26 protein-coding genes and 1 tRNA gene are annotated in these 26,285 nt (G+C 58.3%); 16 read left to right on the forward strand and 11 right to left on the reverse strand.

The features are described from left to right. The first annotated feature begins 93 nt into the window (after window positions 1–93). From AB4Y89_RS11270 to add, 3 genes are all read left to right on the forward strand, one after another. Complete coding sequence (locus tag AB4Y89_RS11270) at window positions 94–249, forward strand: hypothetical protein (protein WP_442301027.1); 156 nt, start codon at window positions 94–96, stop codon at window positions 247–249. A gap of 383 nt (window positions 250–632) precedes the next feature. Continuing rightward, entirely contained in the window at window positions 633–2,198 is a 1,566-nt protein-coding gene (locus AB4Y89_RS11275) for an amino acid permease (protein WP_442301166.1), read from the forward strand. Window positions 2,199–2,363: 165 nt separating this feature from the next. After that, window positions 2,364–3,395, forward strand: coding sequence for an adenosine deaminase (gene add / locus AB4Y89_RS11280; RefSeq protein ID WP_442301028.1), 1,032 nt, complete (start codon window positions 2,364–2,366; stop codon window positions 3,393–3,395). Between the two features lie 101 nt (window positions 3,396–3,496). Here the strand turns inward: add and AB4Y89_RS11285 are convergent, their stop codons facing one another. Beyond that, entirely contained in the window at window positions 3,497–4,042 is a 546-nt protein-coding gene (locus AB4Y89_RS11285; protein WP_442301029.1) for a hypothetical protein, read from the reverse strand. A 116-nt stretch (window positions 4,043–4,158) separates the two neighbouring features. Here AB4Y89_RS11285 and AB4Y89_RS11290 point away from each other — a divergent pair, with 116 nt between their 5' ends. The 4 genes from AB4Y89_RS11290 (at window position 4,159) to AB4Y89_RS11305 (ending at window position 7,436) form a co-directional block, all read left to right on the forward strand. Then, window positions 4,159–4,431 carry a hypothetical protein gene (locus AB4Y89_RS11290; RefSeq protein ID WP_147646933.1) on the forward strand — a complete coding sequence of 91 codons (273 nt, stop codon included), beginning with the start codon at window positions 4,159–4,161 and terminating at the stop codon, window positions 4,429–4,431. A 166-nt stretch (window positions 4,432–4,597) separates the two neighbouring features. After that, window positions 4,598–5,548 (forward strand): ACP S-malonyltransferase, encoded by a 951-nt coding sequence (gene fabD, locus AB4Y89_RS11295; protein WP_442301030.1) that lies wholly within the window; start codon window positions 4,598–4,600, stop codon window positions 5,546–5,548. A 113-nt stretch (window positions 5,549–5,661) separates the two neighbouring features. Continuing rightward, entirely contained in the window at window positions 5,662–6,474 is an 813-nt protein-coding gene (locus AB4Y89_RS11300) for an ABC transporter ATP-binding protein (protein ID WP_442301031.1), read from the forward strand. A 209-nt stretch (window positions 6,475–6,683) separates the two neighbouring features. Next, window positions 6,684–7,436: a metallophosphoesterase family protein gene (locus tag AB4Y89_RS11305; protein WP_442301032.1), complete on the forward strand. Its 753-nt coding sequence runs from the start codon at window positions 6,684–6,686 to the stop codon at window positions 7,434–7,436. A gap of 257 nt (window positions 7,437–7,693) precedes the next feature. Here AB4Y89_RS11305 and AB4Y89_RS11310 read toward each other — a convergent pair whose 3' ends face one another. The 6 genes from AB4Y89_RS11310 to rplM form a co-directional block, all read right to left on the reverse strand. After that, complete coding sequence (locus tag AB4Y89_RS11310; protein ID WP_442301033.1) at window positions 7,694–9,937, reverse strand: patatin-like phospholipase family protein; 2,244 nt, start codon at window positions 9,935–9,937, stop codon at window positions 7,694–7,696. Between the two features lie 196 nt (window positions 9,938–10,133). Further along, a complete protein-coding gene (locus AB4Y89_RS11315; RefSeq protein ID WP_442301034.1) occupies window positions 10,134–11,315 on the reverse strand; it encodes an RtcB family protein in 1,182 nt (393 codons plus the stop codon). 145 nt (window positions 11,316–11,460) lie between these two features. Beyond that, window positions 11,461–12,126, reverse strand: coding sequence for a translation elongation factor Ts (tsf, locus tag AB4Y89_RS11320; protein ID WP_442301035.1), 666 nt, complete (start codon window positions 12,124–12,126; stop codon window positions 11,461–11,463). Window positions 12,127–12,272: 146 nt separating this feature from the next. Further along, window positions 12,273–13,172 carry a 30S ribosomal protein S2 gene (rpsB, locus tag AB4Y89_RS11325; RefSeq protein ID WP_442301036.1) on the reverse strand — a complete coding sequence of 300 codons (900 nt, stop codon included), beginning with the start codon at window positions 13,170–13,172 and terminating at the stop codon, window positions 12,273–12,275. 131 nt (window positions 13,173–13,303) lie between these two features. Further along, window positions 13,304–13,699, reverse strand: a complete 396-nt coding sequence (gene rpsI / locus AB4Y89_RS11330; protein ID WP_442301037.1) for a 30S ribosomal protein S9 — start codon at window positions 13,697–13,699, stop codon at window positions 13,304–13,306. Between the two features lie 22 nt (window positions 13,700–13,721). After that, a complete protein-coding gene (rplM, locus tag AB4Y89_RS11335) occupies window positions 13,722–14,156 on the reverse strand; it encodes a 50S ribosomal protein L13 (RefSeq protein WP_147646925.1) in 435 nt (144 codons plus the stop codon). Window positions 14,157–14,690: 534 nt separating this feature from the next. Between rplM and AB4Y89_RS11340 the strand changes: the two genes are divergently transcribed. The 6 genes from AB4Y89_RS11340 to AB4Y89_RS11365 all read left to right on the forward strand — a co-directional run bounded on the left by AB4Y89_RS11340 (window position 14,691) and on the right by AB4Y89_RS11365 (window position 20,945). Further along, window positions 14,691–15,575: an energy transducer TonB gene (locus AB4Y89_RS11340; protein WP_442301038.1), complete on the forward strand. Its 885-nt coding sequence runs from the start codon at window positions 14,691–14,693 to the stop codon at window positions 15,573–15,575. A 297-nt stretch (window positions 15,576–15,872) separates the two neighbouring features. Then, a complete protein-coding gene (locus AB4Y89_RS11345) occupies window positions 15,873–17,033 on the forward strand; it encodes a glycosyltransferase family 2 protein (protein ID WP_442301039.1) in 1,161 nt (386 codons plus the stop codon). Window positions 17,034–17,035: 2 nt separating this feature from the next. Further along, window positions 17,036–18,454 carry an ArnT family glycosyltransferase gene (locus tag AB4Y89_RS11350; RefSeq protein ID WP_442301040.1) on the forward strand — a complete coding sequence of 473 codons (1,419 nt, stop codon included), beginning with the start codon at window positions 17,036–17,038 and terminating at the stop codon, window positions 18,452–18,454. A 128-nt stretch (window positions 18,455–18,582) separates the two neighbouring features. Further along, window positions 18,583–19,623: a uroporphyrinogen decarboxylase gene (gene hemE, locus AB4Y89_RS11355; protein ID WP_442301041.1), complete on the forward strand. Its 1,041-nt coding sequence runs from the start codon at window positions 18,583–18,585 to the stop codon at window positions 19,621–19,623. Window positions 19,624–19,650: 27 nt separating this feature from the next. Beyond that, on the forward strand, window positions 19,651–20,571 hold the full coding sequence (gene hemH / locus AB4Y89_RS11360; protein WP_442301042.1) for a ferrochelatase: 921 nt from the start codon (window positions 19,651–19,653) through the stop codon (window positions 20,569–20,571). A gap of 59 nt (window positions 20,572–20,630) precedes the next feature. Then, window positions 20,631–20,945, forward strand: a complete 315-nt coding sequence (locus tag AB4Y89_RS11365; RefSeq protein ID WP_263419651.1) for a hypothetical protein — start codon at window positions 20,631–20,633, stop codon at window positions 20,943–20,945. A 130-nt stretch (window positions 20,946–21,075) separates the two neighbouring features. Here the strand turns inward: AB4Y89_RS11365 and AB4Y89_RS11370 are convergent, their stop codons facing one another. Then, complete coding sequence (locus tag AB4Y89_RS11370) at window positions 21,076–21,348, reverse strand: ubiquitin carboxyl-terminal hydrolase 14 (protein WP_442301043.1); 273 nt, start codon at window positions 21,346–21,348, stop codon at window positions 21,076–21,078. Between the two features lie 286 nt (window positions 21,349–21,634). On the opposite strand from AB4Y89_RS11370, the gene AB4Y89_RS11375 reads away from it, so the two are divergent. After that, entirely contained in the window at window positions 21,635–22,945 is a 1,311-nt protein-coding gene (locus AB4Y89_RS11375) for a TolC family protein (protein WP_442301044.1), read from the forward strand. A 132-nt stretch (window positions 22,946–23,077) separates the two neighbouring features. On the opposite strand, the gene AB4Y89_RS11380 is transcribed toward AB4Y89_RS11375, so the two are convergent. Then, the gene (locus tag AB4Y89_RS11380; protein WP_442301045.1) at window positions 23,078–23,365 is read right to left on the reverse strand and encodes a hypothetical protein; all 288 of its coding nucleotides are present in this window, start codon (window positions 23,363–23,365) and stop codon (window positions 23,078–23,080) included. 196 nt (window positions 23,366–23,561) lie between these two features. Then, window positions 23,562–24,272, reverse strand: coding sequence for a DUF433 domain-containing protein (locus tag AB4Y89_RS11385; RefSeq protein ID WP_442301046.1), 711 nt, complete (start codon window positions 24,270–24,272; stop codon window positions 23,562–23,564). Window positions 24,273–24,535: 263 nt separating this feature from the next. On the opposite strand from AB4Y89_RS11385, the gene AB4Y89_RS11390 reads away from it, so the two are divergent. Together AB4Y89_RS11390 and AB4Y89_RS11395 are read left to right on the forward strand one after the other, a co-directional pair. Next, window positions 24,536–25,546 (forward strand): hypothetical protein, encoded by a 1,011-nt coding sequence (locus tag AB4Y89_RS11390; protein WP_442301047.1) that lies wholly within the window; start codon window positions 24,536–24,538, stop codon window positions 25,544–25,546. Continuing rightward, complete coding sequence (locus AB4Y89_RS11395; protein ID WP_442301048.1) at window positions 25,536–26,090, forward strand: hypothetical protein; 555 nt, start codon at window positions 25,536–25,538, stop codon at window positions 26,088–26,090. The genes AB4Y89_RS11390 and AB4Y89_RS11395 overlap by 11 nt, the downstream gene beginning before the upstream one ends. 52 nt (window positions 26,091–26,142) lie before the next feature. Here the strand turns inward: AB4Y89_RS11395 and AB4Y89_RS11400 are convergent. Then, window positions 26,143–26,219 (reverse strand) — tRNA-Arg (locus AB4Y89_RS11400). Window positions 26,220–26,285 lie beyond the last annotated feature (66 nt).

The following is a 26,285-nucleotide window of genomic DNA, read 5'->3' on the forward strand; positions in this document are numbered from 1 at the left end:
CATCCAGGGTTCGTATTCAGGAGTTCCGTATTCCGGGGTTCCGCATGCAGGCGATCTGGGCGTGCAACATTTTCAGAGAACAGAGAGAAGACAGTGGCAAATACCAAGAGCGTTACCGACACAACAGAGCGCAAGAAACTGAAGCGCGCTGCCCGTAAGAAGGCGGCTCCCAAGGCCAAGCGCACCACCCCGCGCGGCTCCAACAAGCAGAAACTCCGGAAGTTGTCGCGCGGCCAGTCTAAGCGCTAGAGCCACACACCTTCCAACAAGTAGTCGAAGCAAGGCCCGCCTACGCGGCGGGCCTTGCTTTTTGCTGTCCGGAATCATTGCCTCCAGACGATGGAGCATTTCTCCTAAAGGTGTGAAGGCGGATTTTTGGCTGTTTGCGCCGTTTTCCTGCGAAGAAAACGGCATTCGCAGATTTAGAGCATTTTCCCTGTTACTGGGGATCCGGAAGAGGAGCGCAGCGGCGTTTTCATTGCGGAAAACGCCCATCGATGCAGAAGCCCTACGCTACACCTACAGGGAAAATGCTCTCTCCAAAGCTACAGTATTAGGAGAATTGCTCTAATCTTGCTGTAATCGAACCTGAACCACACCACATCCGCAGGAGCACTCCGCTGGCCCGGCAAATCTTCGCGACCAAGTCGATTGACAAGCTTATCTCCGAGTCCGAAGACCCGGAACGGAGCCTGAAAAAGACACTCGGCCCGGTCTCGCTCACCGCGTTGGGCATCGGCGCCGTCATTGGCTCCGGCATCTTCACTGTCATCGGAACGGCCATCGGCGGCAATCCCTCCAAGCTCGCGGACTGGAAGGCCTCGCCCATCATCGACTTGATCCTGCATCACGGCTCGGTCGCCGGCCGTCCGGGCGCGGGCCCTGCCCTCGCGCTCTCTCTGATTCTGGTAGCCATCGTCTGCGGCCTGACCGGCCTTTGTTACGCCGAGCTCGCCAGCATGATTCCGATTGCCGGATCGGCGTACACCTACACCTACGCCACGCTGGGCGAGCTCATCGCCTGGATCATCGGCTGGGACCTCATCCTCGAATACGCCTTCTCGAACATGAGCGTCTCCGTCGGCTTTGCAGCGCACGTCGTCGACCTCATCGACTGGCTCGGCATCAAGATGGATCCCAAGTGGCTCTCCCCGGCCTATCTGCCACTCGGCCTGCAGGACCTCGCCGGACACGATATTTACCAACCGGGCTGGCACTTCGGCTTCAATATCCCGGCCTTCCTCATTGTGCTTATTCTCACCGTGATCCTTGTCCGCGGCATCCGCGAATCCGCCCGGACCAACAACATCATGGTGCTGGTGAAGATATTCGCCATCCTGCTCTTCATCTTCTTCGGCCTGAGCTTTATCCATCCAGGCAACTATCATCCCTTCGTTCCCAATGGCTTCCCTGGTGTGCTCGCCGGCGGTTCGATCATCTTCTTCACCTACATCGGCTTCGACTCCGTCTCTACCGCGAGTGAAGAGTGCCGCGATCCCAAGCGCGATGTTCCCATCGGCATCATCGCCACGCTGGTGATCTGCACCCTTCTCTACGTCGGGGTCGCCGCCATCCTGACCGGCATCGTGCCCTGGCAGTCCATCGCGGGCGATGCTGCCCCGGTGGTGACGGCCCTCAAACGTATCAGCCTCACGCCGGAAGGCCATCACCTGCATTGGGTGCGTCTGGCCGTGCTTCTCGGAGCCATCGTCGGGATGATCTCCTCCATCCTCGTCTTCCAACTCGGTCAGGCCCGCGTCTGGTTCGCCATGTCGCGCGATCGCCTGCTGCCCGATATCTTCAGCAGCCTGAACCCGAAGTACCGCACCCCCGCCTTCGCGACCTGGTTCGCCGGCATCCTCGTAGCCATTCCATCGGGACTCTTCGACGTGGGCTCGTTCGCAGAGATGTCGAACATCGGCACCCTCTTCGCTTTCGTTCTGGTCTCAATCGGCGTGATCGTACTTCGCCGCCGCCAGCCGGAACGTCATCGAGGCTTCCGCGTTCCATTCGGCCCGGTCATTCCCGTCCTCAGCACTCTCTGCTGCCTGCTCCTGATGGCCGGCCTGCCGGCTATCACCTGGGTACGTTTCTTCGTGTGGCTGGTGATCGGGCTCTTTGTCTACTTCCTCTACAGCCGCAAGCGCAGCGAGTTCGCGCCCAAGCCAGAAACCGTCGCCACGCTGCAGGGAAGGTAATTACCATTACCTCCGCATGCTCTCCACTTAGAGCATTTTCCCTGTTATTGGGCATCCCGGAAGAAGAGTGCCGCGGCGTTTTCATTGCGGATAACGCCCATAGGTGCCGAAACCCTGCACTGCACCTACAGGGAAAATGCTCTATTGCCCGGTACACTAACAATCATGCCGCAACGGGCTTTGTATCCCCCCGATCTCGAACCGCGCGACTGGCTCCGCCGCCTGCCGAAGTGTGAGCTGCATCTGCATCTCGAGGGCACCATCGAGCCGGAGACCCTGGTCGAGCTCTCCCGCAGGCATGACACCACTCCCCTTACGCTGGAACAGGCCCGCGCACTCTACCGGTACGACAACTTCCTTGAGTTTCTGATGGCCTTCAAGGCCGTGACCGAACGCCTGCAGACACCGGAAGACTACGAGCTGATCACCTATAACATGGTGAGCGCGCTCGCCGCCCAGGGCGTCGTGCATGCCGAGGCTTACATCTCTTTCGGCATCATCTACTTCATCAAGCAACTCGAAGTCGAACCCTTCGTCGAGGGTATCGAACGCGGCCGTCTACGCGCTGAAAAGGACTTCGGCGTCACACTGCTCTGGATCATCGATGCCGTACGCCACTTCGGCGTAGAGGAAGCCGCCCGCGTCTTTCACAAAGCCGCCGAGCTGCGCGAGCGGTACCCCAGCATCGTGGGCATCGGCATCGGCGGTGACGAAGCGCGCGGCCCCGCCGATCAGTTCCGCGATCTCTATCTCGAAGCCAGAAAGGCCGGCCTGCGGCTGACGGCACACGCCGGCGAGTCAGTCGGCCCGCACAGCATCTGGTCCGCCATCAACATCGGCGCGGAACGCATCGGCCACGCTCTTACCGCCGCCCAGGATACGGAGCTCCTGGAAGTGCTCGCCGAAAAGCAGATCCCTCTGGAGTTGAACATCACCAGCAATCTGAAGACAGGCTGTTGCTCTTCGCTCGATTCCCACCCGGCACGCGACTACTTCCACTCCGGCCTGATGGTCACGCTCAATTCCGACGACCCGCCCATGTTCGGTGCCAACCTGCTGGACGAATACATCCTGGCCCACGAACAGCTCGAGTTCACCCTGGAACAGATGCGCGAACTCGCCGCCAACTCCGTAGAAGCCAGCTTCTTAGGCCCGGAACGGAAGCTTGCGCTGCTGCGGCAGGTGGAACAGTTCTAAATAGTTGAATAGTGGGAATAGTTGAATGGTTGAATAGAGCCGGTTGCACCACAAACCACCATTCAACTATTCAACGATTGAACCATTCAACTCGCGCCCGTTCAGGGAGCGGGAACCATCACTGCATTCGGATCCACCTTCGGGATTCCGAAGTGACCGCTCAGGTGGAGCAGGTCCAGGGGCCGGAGCTGGCACGAGATCGAGATGAAGCTCATCTGCCGCGGCTGACGGATCAGCACCGAAACATCATCGATCTGCGCTCCGCTGAAGTGCATCCACAAGTCAGTTCCGGTTCCAGGGTCACGCTGATTGGCATTTACCAGGTGCTTCCATCCAGCAGCCCTGTATTCGGCGGCCACCGACGCCATCTGCTGCGGGTCGTAGCCGATCTCGTCGCGGAAGTGATAGTTGGTAACTGTAATTCCGTGAATCGCTGCGGCAGCCTGGCGGGCGTCTTCATCCGCCAGCAGCGAGTCCGCGGAATCCAGCATCGCCTTGTCGAAGCTGAAGCTGGAGCGCGATCCGGACGAACCCATCAGCTCCACACCCTCAGGGATACGGTTCATCAGCGGTTGCTGTGCGCCGGCATTGGCGCTAAATGACACAGCCAGCAACGGTAACACTAGAAAACGAAGCCAGGAACGCATCTTCATCACCTTCTTAAGAACCCGAAGTTGACGAGTTGGTTACTCATGGATAGAAAATTTCCCCGGAAACTAAGGCTTTCTGCAAGCCATGCCGATGGTGCGTTATGATGCATGGCATGAAGCCGTTTGGAAAGCGCCGCATTTTTGGCACAAGGCTCGATAAGATTCCTGCCGTAGTGATTGAATCTCTACCCAGCAGCGAGCCCTCGCGCTCGCGCGTGTTGAAAACCGTCGGCTGGGTCTCCGCCGGCCTCGGCGCCGTTGCTCTGGGCCTCTTCGTAGGCCGCGAATTGCGCCAGCGTTACAAGTTCAATCGCCGCACCCCCTACGACGCCTACTCGCACGCAGGCGACGAGATGCAGGATGTCGAGTTCGGCGTAGGAATCTAAAAGCAGTTGCTGGTTGCTAGTTCCTGGTTGCTAGTTTTGCTGCCAGTCGCATAAGGATTGTGGATTCAATAGGAAAGCGTGGTCCCTGGATCACGCTTTCGACTTTTAACCAGGAACCAGGAACTAGCAACTAGCAACTGGCCTCCGTTACCATGCCCCTATGAGCATGCAAAAACTGGCTTTCCTCTTTCCTGGGCAGGGCTCCCAGGCGGTCGGCATGGGCCGCGATCTCTATGACAATTTTCCAGTCGCAAAAGCGGTCTTTGACGAAGCCGATGAAGCGCTCGGGTTTCCGCTCTCGAAGCTCTGCTTCGAGGGCCCGGAAGAGGATCTGCAGCTCACGGAAAATACCCAGCCTGCGATCCTGACAGTCTCCGTGGCCGTCCTTCGTGTGCTCGAAGAAAAGGGCATTCGGCCAGCCATCGCCGCCGGACACTCGCTGGGCGAATACTCTGCCCATGTCGCCGCCGGCACCATCAGCTTTGCCGACGCCGTCCGCACCGTAAAGAACCGCGGCAGGTTCATGCAGGAAGCTGTCCCCGCCGGCCAGGGCACCATGGCTGCCATTCTGGGCCTGCCCGCCGCTACCATCGGAGAGCTCTGCACCCGCGCCTGGGATGAGACCGATTCGGTCGTCTCCGCCGCCAACCTCAACGCCCCGGAACAGACCGTGATCTCCGGCGCCATCAAGGGCGTGGAGCTCGCCGCAGAACTCTGCAAAGAAGCCGGCGCAAAGCGCGTCGTCATGCTGCCGGTCAGTGCCCCCTTCCATTCGGCCATGATGGCTCCGGCCCAGCATCAGCTTGCCAGCTACCTGGAACAGGTCAACTTCCATGACCCGCACATCCCCATCGTCTGCAACGTCGACGCCCGCGTGGAACATCGCCGCGCCGAATCTCGCGATGCCCTCATCCGCCAGGTCACCGGCGCTGTTCGCTGGGTAGAGTGCGTGCAGACGCTCGTCGCCCAGGGCGCGACCCACTTTATCGAGGTTGGCCCGGGACGCGTGCTCACCGGCCTGATGCGCCAGATCGACCGCAACCAGAAGGCCCTCAACGTCGAAGACACCGCATCGCTGGAAAAGACACTCGCGGCCCTGGCGGAAGTAGCGGAATAGAGCATTTTCCCTGTTGCTGGGTAGCCCGGAAGGGGTGTGCAGCGGCGTTTTCATTGCGGAAAACGCCCATAGATACGGAAGCCCTACACTACACCTACAGGGAAAATGCTCTAGTGACCAGCCCACTGCTCGAAGTCCGCAATCTGCAAGTCTCCTTCGGCGGAGAGCGCCCCGCGGTCGATGGCATCGATCTCGACGTCGCCGCCGGCGAATCGCTGGGGCTTGTGGGAGAGTCGGGCAGTGGCAAATCTGCCACGTCGCTGGCGGTGTTGCGGCTGTTGCCTCCCTCGGCGCAGGTACGCGGCCAGATCCGCTTCGACGGGCGCGATCTGCAGACACTCTCGACAGAGGCTATGCGGCAGGTACGCGGCCGCGAGATCGCGATGATCTTCCAGGAGCCGATGACCGCGCTCAACCCGGTCTCCACCATCGGCACACAGATCGCCGAGGCGGTGCGCGCCCATCATTCCCAGCTATCGCGCGCAGAGGTGAAAGAGCGGGTTCTGGAGTCGCTCGTACAGGTCGCCATGCCCGACCCTGCCCGCCGCTATGACGACTATCCGCACCAGTTCTCCGGCGGCCAGAGGCAGCGTATCCTGATCGCCATGGCGATCGTGAACCAGCCGCGGCTGCTCATTGCCGACGAGCCGACGACGGCGCTTGACGTCACCGTCCAGGCACAGATTCTGCGTCTGCTGGCAGACCTGCGCGAACGGCACGGTCTCTCTATGCTCTTCATCTCACACGATCTCGCGGTCGTAGCCCAGACTGCTGACCGGGTCGCGGTTATGCAGCACGGTCACATCGTCGAGCAGGCGACGGTCCAGCAGATCTTCCACCAGCCGCAGCATCCCTATACGAAACGCCTGCTGGCCTCCGCCCCGACCATGCAGACAGACCGGTCGAAACCCCTGGCGCAGGTGTAAAGCACCGCCGTCGGCCTGCCATCCTGAACGTTCGAGGTCCCCAGCGAAGTTGTTCGCTGGGGCGATAAGTGACGAACCTGCTTTTTGCAGGATGCTCGTCGCTCCAAGATCCCTCTTTTTCAAGCTTTTAGCTTTCAGCCCAAACTTGTTACATTGGTGTGCAGGCCCAACCCACACCAGTTGCGCGCCGAACACCGAATTTATCTGTCATGCGCGCGCTTGTTCTCTCCGATATTCACGGCAGTTTGGAAGGCTTAGAGGCTGTCCTCGAGGCAGCTGGCGCCGTCGACAGAGTGTGGGATCTCGGTGACGTCGTCGGCTACGGCGCCAGTCCCAATGATGTTGTCGAAAAGATTCGCGCGGTAGGCTCACTGCATGTTCGCGGCAATCATGACCGCGTCGCTGCCGGCCTGACGTCTTCCCTGAACTTCAATCCCATCGCCCGCGCTGCCGCTCTGTGGACACAGGAGGCGCTCTCGCCCACCAACATGGATTGGGTACGCGCCATGCTCCTAGGCCCCATTTACCCCGAGGGCGTTGCAGTGGCCTGCGTGCATGGTTCTCCGCTCGACGAAGACGACTACATCCTCAACGTTCGCGATGCCTGGGCGCCGCTGCAGCAGATGCAGCAGCCGCTTACTTTCTTCGGTCACACCCACGTGCAGGGAGGCTTCATCCAGCAAGGGACTGCCTGGCGCGAACTGATTCCGGAGTACCGCTCCCGCGAAGTCGCCGAGACATGGGTGCTGAAGCTCGACCCGGAGTGCCGCTACCTCATTAATCCAGGCTCCGCCGGCCAGCCCCGCGACGGCGACTGGCGCGTCGCCTGCGCCATCTACGACACCGACGAGGCCACCATCACCTTCCATCGCCTGCCCTACGACATCATCAAAGCCCAGGGCAAAATCCTGATGGCCGGACTGCCCGATCGGCTGGCGATACGGCTCAGGGACGGTAAATAAAACGGTTGAATGGTTGAATAGTTGAATGGTGAAAGTAAACCAACAAGCTATTGAACAGCGGCTAGAGCAATTCTCCTAAAGGTGTAGAGCGAAGTGCTGGCTGTTCGCGCCGTTTTCCGCAAAGAAAACGGCATTCGCGGATCTATCCAACACCACAGTATTAGGAGAATTGCTCTAGGTAAGCCGAAATTACCAAACCGCGCAATGCAATTTGTGCACTATTCAACCATTCAACGATTCAACCATCCAACCCGCTCCTAAAAGGAGCGGCCGATCGTAAAGCTCAACTTCCTTCTACCTGCATCGCCAAGCGCCGGACCGAAGCTGATCACGCCTAATGGGGTCTCTGCCAGCACACCGAACATGACGTCCTGCCGCAGAAAACTTGAGACTGGCTGAGCATAGTCTGTACCGGTTACGCCGATCGATCGTGGGGCACGCATCTGTCCAGCCTCATACGCAATCGCGAGATAGATGTTCTGTCCCAGGGGATCGGGTAGCTTCGCAATCCTGCGTAAATACGCCTCGCGAAGGTAGAAGTAATCCGTTCCGCGATACTCCTCAAAGGCTGAAGCGGAGAGCCTCCCAGGCCCACCCAGCGTGAATCGGTACGGCTGGGCCACGTCGCGATTGAACAACGTGCCACCTTCTGCGGCAGCCAGGAAGCTGTTGCCTCCGATCGTATGAGAGAACTGGATCTTACCAACGATGCGCGGAGCCGCGGCCGCATGTTCGCCTGCCTTCAAATAGCCAGCGCCGACGTCGTAGTGAAACCCACGCTGCGCCACTTCGGCACGGTCCTGCGCGTCGTGGGCATAGCGTACATCGAAGAGATGTGCGACCTGCGATGAGTCGCCCTGGCCGTCGTTGCCCGTCTTGGTGACCCAGCGCTGGCTCCATGCCTGCCACCCCGCACGCACCTCGGTGCTATGGCTGAAAGTGTATCCGACATCGACACCGCCTCCTCCCTGTTGCCACAGCCGTTCCGACAAGCGATTCTGATCGTGATAGATGAAATATGGCCGCCGCGTGAACTCTCCATGCGGTGCGATAAAAATACCCCGTGCATTCAGCAGGCGGTAGTACTCCAGATCGAACTGCTGCAGCCAGCCCAGATGCACAGACCCGCGCAGCTCCGAGCCATACCGTCCGAAGTCCTGGTGCAGATATGTCAGATCGAGCGTGAAGCGCGGGGTCTGGCCCGACTGTGCCTGGCCATTGACGCCGATAAGAATGAACGGGGGCCCATTCTCCTTATCGGCCAGCTTCACCGCGATATCCGCATCGCGTACACCCCGTATCGGTCCGGAGGGATAGCTGACCTGATAGGTCACCTCATAACGTTCGTCCGCCCGCACCTCATCCAGCCGCTTGTCGATGACGGCAGCTTCGGCGGGCTGGCCTACCAGCTTCTGCAGCTTGTGCTCTACCGCCTCCTTCACCTCGTGGCTTTCGGTTTCCACTTTGATGGAGGAGATGTTGCGCGGCTTGTCCGCCGTCCGCGAAGTTCGGTTCACAAGATACGCCGCCCACCCCGTATCGGAGAGGGCATAGGCCATCAGCTTGTCCTTCTGCGCCTCCGTGGCGTCGTAGCCTAACTTCGCGAGGTCTTCGGCCCTGGCGTAATCCATGGTCGTCAGGTTGCCGGTCTGCGGCTCGATAACGACATCCGCCAGCCGGCGCGACTGCAGCTCATTGCCCCAGATCGCCACCGAGAACGACCTCTGCAATGTTCCCAGCAGGCTGGTGTTGTTCGGCGCCAGTTTGGCCAAAGGCATCGAGACGGCCAGAATCACATCATCATGCAGGTCTGACTTCAGAGTCTGTGTCGGCAGATTCTCAAGTACTCCCCCGTCCACATAGGTGTGTCCCTCTCTCTGCACCGGGGGAAAGATTCCCGGTAGCGCGATGGAGGCACGGATCGACTCCGGCAGTGATCCGCGTGCGAACACCACCGGCTTGCCCTCGGTAATATCCGTCGCCGTACAGCGGAACGGAACCGACAACTGGTCGAAGCTGGTCTTGTCGCCATACGAGAGAAACTGCGCCGAAAGAAAGGCATTCAGCCCGGCATCGACCAGCAGGCCATTGCGAACGCTGATGCCGTGCTTCAGACCGATGGTCATGTAGTTGGGTGCGCCGCGGCGATCCTCGCGCCGGCGATAGTTCAAGATGCTGAAGTCGTTGGAGAGACGAAAGACCTTCGTGAGCACCTCATCGCTGGTCAACTGCTGAATCTCATCCGGCGTATGCCCGGTGGCATAGAGTGCCCCGACCAGCGCTCCCATGCTGGCGCCCGCGATGCCGTCGACCGGAATGTGATGCTCCTCCAGCCAGCGCAGTACACCGATCTCTGTAAGGCCAAGCGCGCCACCGCCGCCGAGGGCCAGACCAATCTTCTTGCGCGCGGGTTGGGGTGTAGACACCGCGGTCTGCGAGGACAGAGAGGTGGAACACAATGCGGCAGCCAGCAAAGCCGCTACCGTCGAACGTTTCCGCATATCTTATGGGATGCCCTTCTCTCACCTGCGGTCCAGCAAAAACTACGCGAGGGAAACGGAATGGCTAACGTGGGGCGATACATTGTGTGCCCCATCCATTGCGCAGTAATGGGTGGGTTGTTCGAGCGCAGCTGGGCACCCAGTGTATGGGTTGGTTCAACAAGAAGGCCCGGCTTTCGCCGGGCCTTCTTGTTGTTCAATCCTTATACGGATCGAACTCGTTGGCTCCCGCCATGGCCACGCCCAGCGGAGTGAGCGTATGCAGCACACGCACCGTGTCGCCATGTTCCGCGATCACCTCGTGCAGACGCTTGTAGCAGTGCGGGCTCTCATCCAGCCCACCGCCACGCAGCACTACACCTGATGCCTGCAGCCACTCCTGCATCATCTGCAGCGTCACCAGCCCGGGACGCTTACACTCCCCGGTCTTGCGGTCGTACACACCTGCCGCCTGCTTACGGCCCATCACTCGGCCCGCGCCGTGCACCGTGGAGTACAGCGCAGTCTTAGAGTCTGGAGAGTCCACACCCTCCAGAATCACCGACCGCTCTCCCATCGTGCCGCCGACAAAGCCCTTCTGCCCCGGAAACGCAGGCGTGGCGCCCTTACGGCAGACCCACATCTGCTTGCCCCCGTGCTCTTCCAGCCAGGCGAAGTTATGGTGGTTATGCACCTCTTCCACCACACTCGCACCCAGCAGACGCGCCACACGATCGCACACCCAGTCACGCCCCGCGTAGGCATAGGCTCCGCCCAACTGCATGGCGGCGACATACTGCGCTCCCAGGTCGCTGGTCACGTCCAGGAAGACAGGATCAACCATCATGCCGTCCTTCGCGCCTGCGGCCTTCAGGAACCACGTCGCAATGCCGTGGCCCAGGCCACGCGAGCCGAAGTGCACACCAACCCAAGCGCGGTCCTGCTCGTCGACAAACAGATCGACGTAGTGGTTGCCGCTGCCGATGGTACCCAACTGCGCCTGGGCCTTACGCTTCAGAGGCTTCGCGGCATCGGTATCCCAGCCGGGATGGCCGTCCTTCGCGAAGATCGCATGGTCCACGTCTTCGTTGTTCCTGCGACCGACACCGAAGGAGAGCGTATTCCACACGTCGTCCATGATGCGCGTGATGTTCTGCCGCACTTCACTGCCCGGAATATCCAGGCGCACGGCCTTGTTTCCGCACGCGATATCGAACCCGACAGCCGTAGGGCTGATGCGACCCTCGCTTGCGATCACTCCGCCAATTGGCACGCCGTAACCAAGATGTCCATCGGCCATCAGGGCCATATAGTCCGCGTGGCGGGCACAGACCTTTGCCTGCTCCAGCGTGTTCTCTTCATGCTTTCCCCATACCGGGATGTTGTCTACCAACTGCATTGCTGCTCTCCTTTCTGTCTGATCTCCGCGCCGAGCAAGCGCGGGAACAAGGCTGAGTCACCACCTCCGCGCGAATCGCGTTGGCGGCAAAGTAAAAGGCCCGGCTGTCGCCGGGCCTCGTCTGGTGCAGAGTTGAAGCGCAGACTTATGCCTGTGCTTCCTCTGTCGAAGCGGCGAGCTTGGTGGTCGCGACGGTCCAGTTGGACTCGCCGATCTTGAAGCGGGCAAAGCGGCGAACCGAGATATTCTCGCCAAGCTTGCCGATCTTCTGCGCGATAAGCTGCGCGATAGTCAGCGACTGTTCCTTGATGAAGGGCTGCTCCAGCAGGCAGACCTCCTCGTAGAATTTGGACATCTTGCCCTCGAGCATCTTCTCGATGATGTTGGCCGGCTTGCCGCTGGCGGCAGCCTGAGCGCGGTAGACTTCCTTCTCACGCTCGATGTCCTCAGCCGTAACCTCTTCCTTGCCGACGTAGCGAGGATCGGTTGCAGCGATGTGCATCGCGATGTCCTTCAGCAGTTCCTGGAAGTCGGTGGTAAGGGCAACGAAGTCGGACTCGCAGTTCAGCTCCAGCAGAACGCCGATCTTTCCGCCGGCGTGGATGTAGCTGCCCACCAGGCCCTCGTTGGTCGAGCGCGAAGCCTTCTTGGCCGCGGAAGCCATGCCGCGCTTACGCAGCACGACAAATGCCTCTTCCATATCGCCCTTGGCCTCCTGCAGCGCCTTCAGGCAGTCGCCCATGGGAGCGCCGCTCTTCTCGCGGAGTTCCTTTACCAGCTTTGCGTCGATCTTTGCAGTCTCAGTCGCCATGTTCCATTTCCCTTCTTTTCCGTTCAAATCTTCGTTGATCTGCCATCCCGCGCACATCAATATCCGGTTACGCGGCAGGCATACAAAAAGAGCGTGGTTGCCAATGAACCGGCAGCCACGCTCCCTTGTGAAAGTTCGTGATCTGCTTAGGCGCCGGCTTCGGCGGTAACCTCGGTCTCGCTCTCCGTCTTGCGGATGCCGCCACCCAGGGCAGCTTCCAGATCGACGGTCTCTTCTTCTTCAGCCGCAGCTTCCGGAGCAGCAACTACGACATCGCCCTCTTCGCCGTCGTCAGGGAGGAAGTGCGACTCGGTCTGAACCGGGGTCACATCCTGGTACTCGTCGGCAAACGCCTTGTCGCCAACCATCTGCACGCCCTCGTGGGCTGCGTCGGCGATCTTGGTGGTAAACAGACGGATGGCGCGCAGAGCGTCATCGTTGCCGGGGATGACGTAGTCAACCACGGTGGGGTCGCAGTTCGTGTCGACAACGGCTACTACCGGGATGCCCAGCTTGCGGGCCTCAGAGACGGCAATAGCTTCGTTGTTCGAGTCGACGATGAAGATCGCATCCGGCAGGCGACGCATGTTCTTGATGCCACGGAGATTGGCATGCAGGTGCTTGCGCTCGCGCTCCAGGCGGATGACTTCCTTCTTCGTCATCAGCTCATAACGGCCATCGGTCGACATCTCGTCCAGCTCCTGCAGACGCTTGACCGACTTCTGCACCGTAACCCAGTTCGTCAGCAGACCGCCAAGCCAGCGGTTGTTGATGAACGGCATACCGGCGCGCTCGGCTTCCTCAGCGATGGCGTCCTGCGCCTGGCGCTTGGTGCCGACGAACAGAACGGTCTTGCCCGAAGACGTCATGTCTGTGACAAACTTCGCAGCTTCCTTGAACATCTTCAAGGTCTTCTGCAGGTCAATGATGTAAATGCCGTTACGCTCGCCAAAGATGTACTCCTTCATCTTCGGGTTCCAACGCTTGGTCTGGTGCCCGAAGTGTACACCTGCTTCGAGCAGCTCCTTCATCGTAATCGTTGCCATTGAGGCTCCTTCATCAGGTCATCGAGCCGGTACAACAGAGCGGCCGATTGATCCCGTTCGTGGGAAATTTAACTACTTGCCGGCGGCAGCCGAAGCCGCCGCCGGGTCGAACCAAAACCAGAAGCCAGCGACTAGCGCTTGCTGAACTGGAAGCGCTTGCGGGCGCCCTTCTGACCGTACTTCTTACGCTCCTTGGCGCGGGCGTCACGGGTCAGCAGGCCGTCGGCCTTCAGGGTCTTACGCAGCTCGGGATTCACCTCGAGCAGGGCGCGGGCAATGCCCATCTTCACGGCATCGGCCTGAGCGGCAACGCCGCCGCCGGCAACCGTCGTCACCACGTCGAACTGACCCTCGACCTGAGCGGTCTGCAAGGTACGCTTCGCCGAAGCACGCTGCTGCTCGGTCACAAAGTAGACCTCACGGGGCTTGCCGTTGACCGTGAACTCGCCCGATCCCGGGCGCAAAAACACACGCGCGATCGCCGACTTGCGGCGACCCGTGCCATAGTACTGAACCAAATCCGCCATAATCCTCTCGAATCCTCTACCGTTATGCAGTCAGCTCAACAGCCTCAGGCTGCTGGGCCAGATGCGGATGCTTATCTCCGCGGTAAACCTTCAGCTTGGTCGCCATCTGACGGCCCAGCTTCGACTTGGGCAGCATGCCCTTGATCGCCTCTTCGACGATCGCCTCGGGCTTGCGCGCCAACAGCTTGTCGAACGCTTCCTCACGCAGACCGCCGGGGAACCCAGTGTAGCGGCGATAGATCTTCTGCTGGCTCTTCAGACCGGTCAGCTTAATCTTCTCCGCGTTGATCACGATGACGTGATCACCCGTATCGATGTACGGGGTGTACTTCGGGCTGTTCTTGCCGGTAAGAATGTTCGCCGCGCTGCTGGCAAGACGTCCAAGGGTCTTGTCGGTCGCGTCCACCACGAACCACTTGCGATTGATGTCCTTTGCGCCGGGCACAAACGTCGACATTGCTGCTTCTCCTGAAACCAAAATCCTACGAAAACGACTAAAATTTCGCTTCCACACGGCCAAAACGGGGCAAGAAAAATGCGCCCGGACCTGCCAGGTGGACTTGCGCTCAATGCAGTGGGTGCTTTCGGGGTCCTTGTCCGTCAAGCGGACGCTACCAGGAGTCGGGCCTCATCGCCGATCAAACGGCTCTTTCTGCCCATTCACCCCAGGCTGCCCCAGGTGGATCCACGGCGGAGTTCTCGCCTCAAAAAGGCGCAGAACTGCGCGAGATTTAACAGTAGCTCACTTTCAGGGAGGAGTCAACGGAGGTACTCCTCACAGAGCCAACTTCAGTCTAGAGCAATTTCCCTGTTACGGAATAGCCGGTGCAGGGTGTTTTCATTGCGGAAAATGCCCATAGCTGCAGAGACCCTACTCAACACCTACAGGGAAATGCACAAGCCTGAAAAAATCCCCTCCAAAACCCTCCATACCGGAAGCCTCCACCCGGAAGCATTGTTCCGCCCATCGCTATCCGGTACCCTTGCCCCCATGCGGCGCTTTTTCTCCCTCTCCCTCGCTCTGCTTGCCTGGTTCTCCCTGTCGGTCTCCTCCGCCCTGGGCCAGTCCACCGAGGCCGCCCTCACAAAGCGCCTCGCCGGCCGGCAGTTCCTGCTGCGCGGCTGCTGGCAGGGCGCGAACCTCTGGTTCACCGCCGACGGTCGCCCGCTGAACGACTACCCGGAGCTCCCCTTCGCCCTCGCCGGAGTCAAGGTAGATCGCATCAAGCTGCTCAAAAACGGTCTCCAGATCGAAGCGCACCGCATGGGGTTGGAGATCGACGCCAAAGCCCGCGGAGCCGTCCGCTGGGTGCCCATTACCCTGGCTGACACACCGAACGATCACGCAGCAGCCGAACCCCTTCAGTTCCACATCAGTCCGCCATCGTCCGGCGACTACACCGCCGCCCTCGACGCCATCTTCGCCGACAGCGTCAACGACCTCGCTCCCCGCCTGCCCGTCTACTGGCAGACAGCGGCCACGCAGTTCTTCGGCCAGAACGAGCCTCCCCTGCCGGAAGCCTCTCGCCTGCGCGGCCCCGACCTGAAGCACTATGTCTCCCTGGGCACCTTCTCCGGACAAGATCAGAACCAGACAGCCTCCGGCAGCAGCACTCAACCGACCCTGCTCTCCGGCGCCAACCCCGACTTCACGCCCGCCGCCCGGAGGCTGAAATATGCCGCCGTCGTCATCGTCCGCTTCACCGTCAATGCCGACGGCTCGGTCAGCAAACCGCAGGTCGCCCAGCCCGCTGGTCTCGGCCTGGACGAAGCCGCTGTCGCTGCGGTGCTTCAGTACCGCTTCCGTCCTGGCATGGTCAACGGCAAGCCGCAGTCCACGGAGATTGGAACGGCCATCCGGTTCCAGATGCACTAGAGCATTTTTCCCTGTTGCTGGGTATCCCGGAAGAGGTGTGCAGCGGCGTTTTCATTGCGGAAAACGCCCATAGATACGAAAGCCCTACTCTACTTCCACAGGGAAAATGCTCCAGGGAATTGAAGAATTTGATGATTGAAGAATGGAATAAATCTGCCGCGGTAACTGGGTGGGATATAGAGCGCGCTCCCAACGACAAATGAGGCATGGAATGTAATCAATTCCGTTTGCTTCGCAACAAAAACAGGTACAGCGGGTCACGCATTCTAAAGCGCGAATCCTGCCAGGACCTGAAGCATGAGCGATTTTGCTGTCCAACTCGATTTGCAACAAACATCAAACGCCGTTGAACTTGCGGTGATTCTGCCGACTTACAACGAGCGCGCCAATATCGTCGAAGCGATCCGCCGCACGCAGACAGTCCTGGGCAACATGCCGCACGAGATCATCGTCGTGGACGACAACTCGCCGGACGGCACTGCGGATGTGGTTCGCCAACTTGCTCGTCAGGACAGCCGTATCCGCCTTATCCATCGCATCGGCCGTCGCGGTCTCTCCTCGGCCGTGATCGAAGGCATGATGGCATCCACCGCACCAATGCTTGCGGTAATGGACGCGGACATGCAGCACGATGAATCTGCCCTCCCCCGCATGATCGAGAAGATGCAGCGCGAGCATCTTGACCTGGTCGTCGGAACACGTAACGCCCACGGCGGCAGCATGGGAAACTTCGCACGCGTCCGTGTCCGCGTCAGCCAGCTAAGCGCACAGCTTTCGCGCTCCGTCTGCCAATGTGAGGTCTCCGATCCGATGAGCGGTTTCTTCCTGGTGCGGGACGACTTCTTCCGCTCCGCCGCTCCCCGTTTACAGACCGGCGGCTTCAAGATACTGCTTGATCTGCTGGCCTCCAGCGATTGCAAGCCGCGCATCGGCGAAATTGGCTATCGCTTCCGCACGCGCATGCATGGCCAGTCCAAGCTCTCGTTCCACGTCGCCATCGAGTATCTATTCCTCATTGTGAACAAACTCACCGGCGGACATCTCTGCCCGCGCTTAACGCTCTTCGCGCTCACCGGCGCCAGCGGCCTGCTGGTTCACTTTGCCCTTCTATCAGCTATGTATCTCGGTCTGCACGCGAGCTTTCTCACCTCACAGGCAGTTGCCGCCATCGCCGCGATGAGCACCAACTTCGCAGTCAATAACGCGCTGCAGCAGAGCCGCCTGCGCGGACACCGCGCCTGGACCGGCTACCTGCGCTTCCTTATGCTCTGCGGTCTGGGCGCAATCTTCTCTGTCTCCTACGCCAACCGCCTCCACCTCTCGCAAACACCATGGGCGTTAGCTGCACTCGCCGGCATCGCTATCGGTTCTGTGTGGAACTACGCTATGACCCAGATATTTACCTGGGAGACACCACAAACGCGCCGCGCGGTAAGCCTCTCCAGCTACACTCCGTAAGGATGCAGCGTTCTCACAAGCAGCTTCTCGCAGCAGTTCTGGTTGCCGCTTACACCGCGTTTGTTCCGGTGATGCGTTCCGGTATGCAGCTTGAAGTGGGATACAACGAGGGCTGGAATCTCTATAACGCCCGTACCGTCCTGCTACATCAGCCGCTCTATGCTGAGCGCTTCGGATGGCACACGGTTAACTATCCCGCGCTGTCGTTTTATATCTCTGCGTGGCTCTCGCACCTGACCGGCGATCTGCTCTATACAGGCCGTGCCTTGTCCATCGTCGGCCTGGTCTGCTCCGCGCTTCTTCTGGGCGCTATGGTGAGGCATCTCGCGGGATCGCGCTATGCCGCCGCCTTCACCGCGCTGCTCACCATCAGCGTTGTCTGCGCCTCCGCCCCCAGCTATATCGGACAATACGACCCGCAGCTCTTTGCCACACCTTTCTTTCTCGCGGCACTCTATCTCTATCTGCGCTTTCGCGAACGTCCAGCGGCGATTGTCTTCATGGCGTTGCTCTTTGTCTTAGCCGGAAACATCAAGCACAATCTCATCGACATTCCTCTGGCGGTCACGCTGGATCTTCTGCTGGCGCGCCGCTGGCGTGGATTAACTCTCTTCCTCGGCACGGCAATACCAGCTACTGTGTTTTCGCTGTGGATCAACCAGCACTTCGCAGGCTCGGCATTTCTCACTAACCTGCTCGCGGGCCGCGGATACTCCCTGCATCATGCCTTTGACAACGGCATCGGCACCCTTGGTCCGCTGATTCCTCTCGTCGTCCTCGCCGGTATAACGGCATGGCGTTCGCGCCGATACCCTGCACTCCGCATCACCGGAATCTGGTTCACATGTGCACTGGCGTTGAATCTCTTCTTTGCCGGCGGAGTCGGTGTCGCTACCAATTCCCTCTTCGACACGGTGCTGGCCATGGTGTTGTTGATTGGCATCTTCCTCGATGAAGTGCGCGAGGCTGCGCCGCCATTGACCTATCTCCCGATGGCCATCGCTCTCTGGCCACTGCTGCCGCTCTTCATTACCAACGAAACCAGTCTTCCGATTCGGGATCTTAGGCATCTTCGACAGCAACAACAGACATATCGCGAATCGCTCACTCTGTTGCAGCAAACACCTGGCCCTGCCATCTGTGAATCGCTGCTGCTCTGCGCCGAAGCGGGCAAGCCCTATCTCTACGACCCGTTCAATGCGACACGCTTCATTCAGCTGAGCAAACTCGATCCGTCACCGCTCTACAGGCAGCTCGAAAGCCGGCAATTCGCCGCCGTGCAACTGAACAAATCGATCGATCTCACCAAAGCCGATACCGATGCCAATCGGTTCACTCCGGAGATGCTTGAGATCATTCGCAAGCACTACACACCGGTTATGCAACGTGACGGTGTCCTCATTCTCGTCCCGCTTCGCTAGAGTCGAACGCGATGCGTTTCTCGTGGCTCGCCGGGGCCATCCTGGCCGAGGTCTGAACCATGCGACAGATTGTCGGCCTATTCAACGATTCAACCATTCAACTACCTTCCACGTAGAATCAAAGCTGCATGTCCAGCCGTTTTGTAAGAGCCTGCCTCCGTCAGTCCGTTGATCGCACACCCGTCTGGTTCCTTCGCCAGGCCGGCCGCTATATGCCGGAGTACATGGCCGTACGCAAGCATCACTCGTTGCTTGAGATCTGCCGCACGCCCGAGATTGCCGCAGAGGTCACCATCACCGCGGCCGAGCGCCTGGGTGTCGATGCCGCCATCATCTTCGCGGACCTGCTTCTGCCGCTCACCCCGATGGGCCTGGACTTCGAGTTCGTCAACGGCGAGGGCCCGGTCGTACACACGCCCATTCGCTCCGCCGAGCAGATCGCAGCCCTGCGCACCGACCGCGCCGAAGATCTCCAATATGTCGCCCGCGCGATCGAGAAGGTCTGCGCCCACTTCGCCGCTCCGCGTCCGGATGGCGATGAGCTCGGCATCATCGGCTTTATCGGCGCTCCCTTTACGCTGGCCAGCTACATGATCGAAGGCGGCGGCTCGCGCAACTACATCGAGGCCAAGAAGCTGATGTACAGCGATCGCGGCGCATGGGACCTGCTGATGGACAAGCTCGTCACTATCCTGATGCCCTATGCGAAGCAGCAGGTGGAAGCCGGCGCGGATGTCATCCAGATCTTCGACTCCTGGGCAGGAGCACTCTCCGTCTCCGACTATTGCGAGTACGTACTCCCGTCCACAACGCGCCTGGTACAGGCAGTCCAGGCCATGGGCGTTCCCGTTATCTACTTCGGCGTCGACTCGGCCACGCTGCTGCCACACATGAAACAGACCGGAGCTGATGTCCTCGGTCTCGACTGGCGCATTCCCGTTGACGAAGCCCGTACGCTCTTAGGCAACAACGTTGCTTTGCAGGGAAACCTCGATCCCATCACGCTGTTTGCGCCGCAGGATATTCTCAAGCAGCGCACCGAAGAGATTCTTCGCCGCAATGCCGGCCAACCCGGCCACATCTTCAACCTCGGACACGGCATCGTCCCCGGTACACCAGTCGAAAACGTCATCGCTGTCGCCGAGTGGGTCAAGCAGTTCCAGCTCTAGGGCGCGGGCGCACTAAAATAAAAAGCGATGCACGCGATTCTTCTGCTCGCTCACGGCACGCCGGACACTCTCGGCGAGATGAAAGCCTACCTCGACCTCGTTACCTCTGGTCGCGGTGTTCCCGACCACGTCGTCGAAGAGCTGCAGCACCGCTACGCCGAGATCGGCCTTCGCGAAGAACCCGGCCCTGAACCGCCGCACCTCACCCGCTGGACCATGAAACAGGCAGAGCTGCTGCGCACAAAGATCAGCGAGCCAGTTTACTTTGCCATGCGCAACTGGAAGCCGCTGATCGCTCCTGTGATCGAACAGATGAAGATGGACGGCGTCACTTCGGCACGCGTCCTCTGCCTGGCCCCACAGAACTCGCGTACCTCCATCGGTCTCTACAAACGCGACCTGATGAAGGCTTTGGGCGAGAATCCCGCGATCCAGATCGATTTCGTCGAAGGCTGGCACAACCGCCCGAAGCTGATTGATGCCTTCGCCGATCGCCTGCTGCATACGCGTGTTCCTCAGGTATCGATCGACGCTAACAGCAAGCGGGCAGTCCTGTTTACAGCGCACTCCGTCCCATGCCGAACGGTACAGGGTGAAAATCCGGATCCCTATTCCGATGAAGCGAAGAACACCGCTGCTCTGGTTGCAGAAAAGACCGGCACCGAAGACTGGTACTTCGCTTTCCAATCGCAGGGTGTCAGCGGAGGCCCATGGCTCGGACCCACGGTGGAAGATTCCCTCCGCGCCTTGAAAGACATGGGCTACGGCGAGGTCGTGCTGCACCCCATTGGCTTTGTCTGCGATCACGTCGAGGTGCTCTACGACATCGACATCAACTTCCAGCAGTTCGCGAAAGAGATCGGCATCGCACTGTCACGTCCGGAGTCGTTGAACGATCATCCACTGCTGATCGAAGCTCTGGCCGAGTTGGCTGGCTCGCGCCGTTAGGTCGCGAGTGCCAGGAAGTTACGGGACGGCCTGAGCCATCCCGTACTGCAATCCTCTCCATGGCGAAGTCGAAGGTCGAGCAAGGGTTTGAAGTGTTGTGTCCAGACTGTGGTGCGATCCTGAAGATCGATCCCGTCACGCAGCAGATCATCAGCCATACCTCTGCGCCGAAGAAACGCACCTTTGAGAGCCTGTCCCAGGCCTCAGCCGCCTTGAAAGAACAGGACGACCGCCGGGACTCGCTCTTCCGCCAGTCAGTGGAAGCAGAGAAGAACAAGGAAGATCTTCTCGCCAAGAAGTTCGCCGAGGCCGTGAAGAAGGCCAAAGAGACTCCACTGACGGAGAAGCCGCTGCGGGACTTCGATCTGGACTGATGCCGATACGCCGCAGTTAGAGCACTTTCCCTGTTGCTGGGTATCCCGGAAAGGGCGTGCAGCGGCGTTTTCATTGCGGAAAACGCCCATGGATGCGAAAGCCCCACGCCAGACCCACAGGGAACCTGCTCTACTGTGGCAGCTCTTCGACAACCTCATCCACAAAGCACCATGCCCAACTCTCGCCGGGTTCGACCGAGCGCATGATGGGATGCTTGGTGTCGTGAAAGTGCTTGGTGGCATGCTTGTTCGGGGAAGAATCGCAGCAGCCCACATGCCCGCAGATCAGGCACATTCTCAGGTGCACCCAGGAGCTGCCCATCTTCAGGCACTCTTCACAGCCTTTTGCGGAAGGCGTTACCGGATGCAGATGCGCAAAGTGTTTGCAGGCATGCTGAGCCACAGAGAAATCTCCTTGGGGGATATGGCAGGTGCTGAAAAGATCTCAGATCTGCTTCGCCTGTGGGTATTCTTTCACGCGGGAAGTGGTGAGGTGAACTCTTTTAGAGTCAAACTTTCGCGATGACGAATCTGTACCATGGAGCATCTCCCTGCAGGTGAAGAGTAGGGCTTGCGCATCCATGGGCGTTTTCCGCAATGAAAACGCCGCCGCACTCCTTTCGGGATACCCGGCAACAGGGAAGATGCTCTAAGTGGTAAGTATCGACAGGATTTCAGAAGAGTGTCCTATGAAGGCCGTCCGTTTTCTTCTCTATCCCCTGCCTCTGCTATTCGCATGCACGCTGCTTGCATCAGCGAAGCTTGAAGCACAGCTCTCGTTCGCCTCTGCGATCGACCTGGCGCTTCGCAATAGCCCGCGGGTTAAGATGGCCGAAGCGGATGCAGCCAAGGCAACGGCTGTTCTTTCGGAATCGCGCGTGGTCTTCATTCCGGTGTTGAACGCCGGTTCAGGGCTGGGTTATTCCTACGGCTTCCCTGTCGGTCAACCGACACTCTATAACTTCAACCTGCAATCGCTGGTCTTTGATCTCGCCCAGAAAAAGTACATCGACGCAGCGCGAATGGGGTTGGAGGCGGCCAATCTTGCATTAGCAGATGCGCGCCAGGCCGTAGCGGAAGATGCTGCCCGCACATGCGTCGTGCTAGATCACGACCTGCAGCGGCTTGAGGCATTGAAACAGGAACAGGGATTTGCAGTGCATCTTGTGGAGATTGTGCGTTCGCGTATGGATGCCGGTCAGGACAATCGGATGGAGCTGACAAAGTCCCGACTGGCCCAGGCTCAAATCACCCTCGCCACGCTGCACTCTGAAGCGGATATCGCCTTTCAGCGTACACACCTTGCGAATCTGACAGGACTGCCGGCTGAAGGCCTCTCCATCGTTTCCGGTAGCATTCCGTCACCTCCGGCTCCGAAACTAAGGAGCGATAGTGAATACATGCCGGCAATTCAGGCGGCGTACGTCAACGCGCGGTCAAAATTCCAGGTTGCATTTGGAGATGCAAGAAAGCTATATCGTCCACGTGTCAGTTTTAATTTTCAATACGACCGCTACGCGACGTTCAATAACTATCAGGACTATTACAAACCCGGTTCGTTCCGCACAGATAACTTCACCGTGGGAACGGTGGTGGACCTCCCTATCTTCCAACTTCAGCTACGTGCCAAGGCAAAGGAATCACTGGCCGACGCATTACACGCGCAGTCCGACGCGGATCGTGTGAAGCTTGATTTCCTGGAAGGACGCGTGAAGACAATTAACACACTCGCGGAGCTGAACGCAAAAAGCGAGATCGCTGCGCTGGAGCGTGAGATTGCCGGACAACAGCTTGACGCGCTACGGATTCAATTGAATAACGGATCCGGCAATGGCGCCGCTCCGCCATCTCCGAAAGATGAGCAAAATGCGCTCATTCAGGAACGGCAGAAATACCTTGATCTTCTGGATGCCGACCGGCAGCTTCGCGAAGCACAGATCAGCGCACTGCGCCTGACCGGGCAACTGGAAGAGTGGCTGAAAACGCCGACCGGTAGGTAAACAGCGGAGCGCCCGCATCACCCAAGCTGCCACACCGATCAAGAGAATATCTCACAATTGTTGAACATAGAGGATTGCCGCTTTTTGCTCGCCTGTACCTTCATGCCAATCAAGATTAACGAGCCCTTGGGATTAGTGCTTTGGTGTGAGAAAAAGTCTTCCTGCTTCCTTGCATACTCGTTCAAAACTATCCCAGTCTCTAGCGTCACAGCTCTTCCGTGAAGGTAAGGGTGACTCTTCACACAGGCGAAAAGCACCATTGGTACCCACGACAGCAATTATGTTTTTACGCTTGTGGTTTCCTAGGGTTCGCTCAATCGTTGGCAACGCTTTAATGAAAGCTGCGCCACGAACATTTGATTTGTAATGGTTGTTGGTGAAGGCAACCACGCTGGTTTGTGCGATTGTGATCGCAGCCATGTGGGGGAACGACTTCCTAAACTCAATGTCGCTCGTTATGACGACCAAACCTTTGATCCCGCATTCGTAGAAAATCCAGGGGTCCCGCTCTGTAGGCCCATAGATGTCATCGTGCACGACCAAATCTATCCCCGCCTTACGTAGCTGTTCGGGGAAGAAGTACGAACCAAGATTCCGGTCTGTGAAATATCGGTATCTAGGCTGCTTTACGCTGCGGGAAATGTTTGACCGCTTCTTGGACGGCACGCAGTGGTATGCGGTAATCCTTGGCTAGGCGTGCCTCCGATTCGCCGCTTCCCTTTCTCTTAGCAATGATCTCTGCAGGAATACCAGTACCTTTGATCGTGGGTCGCCCATAGGCAAGCTCAGGATCCACAACGATGTAAGACTTCCCGCGCTCACGATGTGTGCGGAGTGGGCTGAACCTGACAGGCATAAGGTTAGCGTCAAGCTCGATACGTGCCAGAAATTTGTCCATCACGGCTTTAATCCCAAGTTGTCTGCTTTTGGAGAGGTTCAGACGTTCGGCGACATTCTTAAGCACGACATCGCGACCGAACAAGGAGAACTCTCGCCCGAGCAAGGGATATGCGGCATTTGGATATTCGCGGCGAAGTCCATCTACGATTTCACGGATGTCCGATTGAGGCACCCCTTTTGACTTGAAGGCCATAAGGACGTGTGCCGACGCGATGTCATAGAAGGAAAGTCGTTCTTTGCCTGCTGGATGAAGGATCGGACTGAACATCTTTCGAGAGTTCTTGGTGCCATACGGCATGCCGACAAACCAAGCTCTAATGGTCGATTCCGGAAGTCCCAGAATCGACGCAGCTTCACCGAACGAATACCGAGGCATCGCTCGGGAGTCTAGGCTAGCGATGAACTGGGCAGCAGTGGTGCGGCGCATGTGGCTTACAATCTTACGTTAAAGTACCGACAGAGGCGACAAATTTTCACCAGTGCACTACCCTCCTTCCACGGAAGGAGGTACCGTTCTCACACCCAAATTCTCACTTTAGGAAGCACATGAAGCGTCTGCACCTCTTTTCTACCTGCCTGCTCGGAATCTCTCCGATCACTATGCCAGCCTGGGCCCGCGGCTCTCGCGGATCTTATAGCTCATCCCACAGTTCCCGTCCTTACTATGGTGGCGGCCAATAGAGGCTTTTCATGACAACTACTCCCGTAGATGCCATACGTATTTCTGCGCACCGGTTCAACATTCCAGTCAACGAATGTGATGTCGTCGATAAGCCAAACCTTTATTCCTTCCGCGAACTGTGGAGCAAGTGGATGAAGTGGTACGAATCCGCACCGGAGGAACCTCATAGTGTCCAGCATCAAATTCACTTAATGCTCTTCAACGACTTGGTGTATCGCACGGTGGCTAGCGCTAGAACGGACCAAAGAATTCCATTGGCATCTCAAAATGGAGCTCTTTCGTTTCTCCTAGATAGCGGCTTCATTGCAACTCAAATACTCGCAATCCTCCGTCTCCTCGATAAAGGCAACAATGTAATTTCACTATTTCGCTTACTGAAAGATGTGAGGCACCATCGCAAGAAAATAACCCGTGAAGTATACGTTTCTGGAGATGGTACTCCCTACGATCCGGCTGCTTGGGTCAAGCACGCAGATCAGGACGACCCTATGACAACAATCTTCGGCCTGCATGCCCCGGGTAATGGCAAATGGATCATGGCTCTTCACCTTCATGAGACGTTCGATAGATTGTCTGGCGTATCTGCTGACAAGCGCAGCCGTAGCGACGTGATTTCTGAAAGTTTCTTCAAGGAACTCGAACATTGGCTCTCTTCGCCATCGATTCGTGACTTCAACGACTTGCGCAACAAATTCATCGCACATGCGGCTGATAGCTTTGAGCGTGATGGGACTGTATGGAAAGGGATCAATCTCTCTCAGCTTGATGAAGTGCAAAAGACGATCGTTAAAGTGGAACGAATACTCATCGATGAGGTTTTATCATTCCGCGTCGGAAGGGAGAATACTCCTCGTCCCCCATTGGGGATGTATCAAAACTTAGCTAGCCCGTTTGCTACGTTGTCATCTGTAGAGAACATGTATAGACGGTGGGATGAACTTGCCGAAGAACGAAACCGGTGGGGCTCGGACGCGTTAACGGAACTCTTGCAATCATGTGGGGCTTCCCGTGTCAATTGAGTGGAAGAAGACAACGATCTTCGGTGCGACCTTCGGGATTGCGGCGGCTATAACGATGTTCCTTGCAGGAGGAGTCATTTCTTGGCTGTCAAATAGGCCAAAACAGCTGGATACGACCGCAATCAAAGCGGTCGATTCGAGGGCAACGCAAACGTTTACTATCGACGATGCACGAAGGGAAATAACACCGTCTGGATTCACCTTAGGTTTCGTACTGGCAAATACGACAGGGCGCGACCTTACCGTTCCAGAAGATGTGAAACTGTTCAAGCGAGATACCAAGACACAGGCTCTCTCAGAGCTAAACGGAAAGCTTGACCACGCCTTCTTTATCCCCGCAAAAGATAAGGCAGAGGTCGAGATCCGGCTGGAATATTCTTGCGCAGACTTAGACATGAAGACCGGAATCACTACGCAAAGAGATCCTCAAATTTGCTATAACGACGCAATTGGATCAGTTAGCGGCTTTCTGGCTCTCGATTATGGCAATCACATTCGCATTGAGTTGCCAAAGCCTACTCTCGCATCTGCCCCGGGAAAGTAGCACTTCCTGAAAGTGTACTTGGCCTACTGGGGAGGAGGGCGGAAGGGCGTCGTGGTAGGCGAGGCAGGGATCGAACCTGCAACCCCGAGCTTAGAAGGCTCGTGCTCTATCCAATTGAGCTACTCGCCCGCCTGCTTTGATTGTATGCGAGCAGGGTGCCCTTCTATACACAGGAATACAAGAGAAAACCCACCC

The sequence above is a fragment of the Terriglobus sp. 2YAB30_2 genome (assembly GCF_052114765.1).
GTDB lineage: Bacteria > Acidobacteriota > Terriglobia > Terriglobales > Acidobacteriaceae > Terriglobus.

Bases quoted from the DNA above. Each gene is read 5' to 3' on its own strand.
- add (WP_442301028.1), top strand. From the start codon at position 2,364: ATGCCGCAACGGGCTTTGTATCCCCCCGATCTCGAACCGCGCGACTGG.
- AB4Y89_RS11285 (WP_442301029.1), bottom strand. From the start codon at position 4,042: ATGCGTTCCTGGCTTCGTTTTCTAGTGTTACCGTTGCTGGCTGTGTCA.
- AB4Y89_RS11290 (WP_147646933.1), top strand. From the start codon at position 4,159: ATGAAGCCGTTTGGAAAGCGCCGCATTTTTGGCACAAGGCTCGATAAG.
- fabD (WP_442301030.1), top strand. From the start codon at position 4,598: ATGCAAAAACTGGCTTTCCTCTTTCCTGGGCAGGGCTCCCAGGCGGTC.
- AB4Y89_RS11305 (WP_442301032.1), top strand. From the start codon at position 6,684: ATGCGCGCGCTTGTTCTCTCCGATATTCACGGCAGTTTGGAAGGCTTA.
- AB4Y89_RS11310 (WP_442301033.1), bottom strand. From the start codon at position 9,937: ATGCGGAAACGTTCGACGGTAGCGGCTTTGCTGGCTGCCGCATTGTGT.
- AB4Y89_RS11315 (WP_442301034.1), bottom strand. From the start codon at position 11,315: ATGCAGTTGGTAGACAACATCCCGGTATGGGGAAAGCATGAAGAGAAC.
- tsf (WP_442301035.1), bottom strand. From the start codon at position 12,126: ATGGCGACTGAGACTGCAAAGATCGACGCAAAGCTGGTAAAGGAACTC.
- rpsB (WP_442301036.1), bottom strand. From the start codon at position 13,172: ATGGCAACGATTACGATGAAGGAGCTGCTCGAAGCAGGTGTACACTTC.
- rpsI (WP_442301037.1), bottom strand. From the start codon at position 13,699: ATGGCGGATTTGGTTCAGTACTATGGCACGGGTCGCCGCAAGTCGGCG.
- rplM (WP_147646925.1), bottom strand. From the start codon at position 14,156: ATGTCGACGTTTGTGCCCGGCGCAAAGGACATCAATCGCAAGTGGTTC.
- AB4Y89_RS11340 (WP_442301038.1), top strand. From the start codon at position 14,691: ATGCGGCGCTTTTTCTCCCTCTCCCTCGCTCTGCTTGCCTGGTTCTCC.
- AB4Y89_RS11345 (WP_442301039.1), top strand. From the start codon at position 15,873: ATGAGCGATTTTGCTGTCCAACTCGATTTGCAACAAACATCAAACGCC.
- AB4Y89_RS11350 (WP_442301040.1), top strand. From the start codon at position 17,036: ATGCAGCGTTCTCACAAGCAGCTTCTCGCAGCAGTTCTGGTTGCCGCT.
- hemE (WP_442301041.1), top strand. From the start codon at position 18,583: ATGTCCAGCCGTTTTGTAAGAGCCTGCCTCCGTCAGTCCGTTGATCGC.
- hemH (WP_442301042.1), top strand. From the start codon at position 19,651: ATGCACGCGATTCTTCTGCTCGCTCACGGCACGCCGGACACTCTCGGC.
- AB4Y89_RS11365 (WP_263419651.1), top strand. From the start codon at position 20,631: ATGGCGAAGTCGAAGGTCGAGCAAGGGTTTGAAGTGTTGTGTCCAGAC.
- AB4Y89_RS11375 (WP_442301044.1), top strand. From the start codon at position 21,635: ATGAAGGCCGTCCGTTTTCTTCTCTATCCCCTGCCTCTGCTATTCGCA.
- AB4Y89_RS11380 (WP_442301045.1), bottom strand. From the start codon at position 23,365: ATGGCTGCGATCACAATCGCACAAACCAGCGTGGTTGCCTTCACCAAC.
- AB4Y89_RS11385 (WP_442301046.1), bottom strand. From the start codon at position 24,272: ATGCGCCGCACCACTGCTGCCCAGTTCATCGCTAGCCTAGACTCCCGA.
- AB4Y89_RS11390 (WP_442301047.1), top strand. From the start codon at position 24,536: ATGACAACTACTCCCGTAGATGCCATACGTATTTCTGCGCACCGGTTC.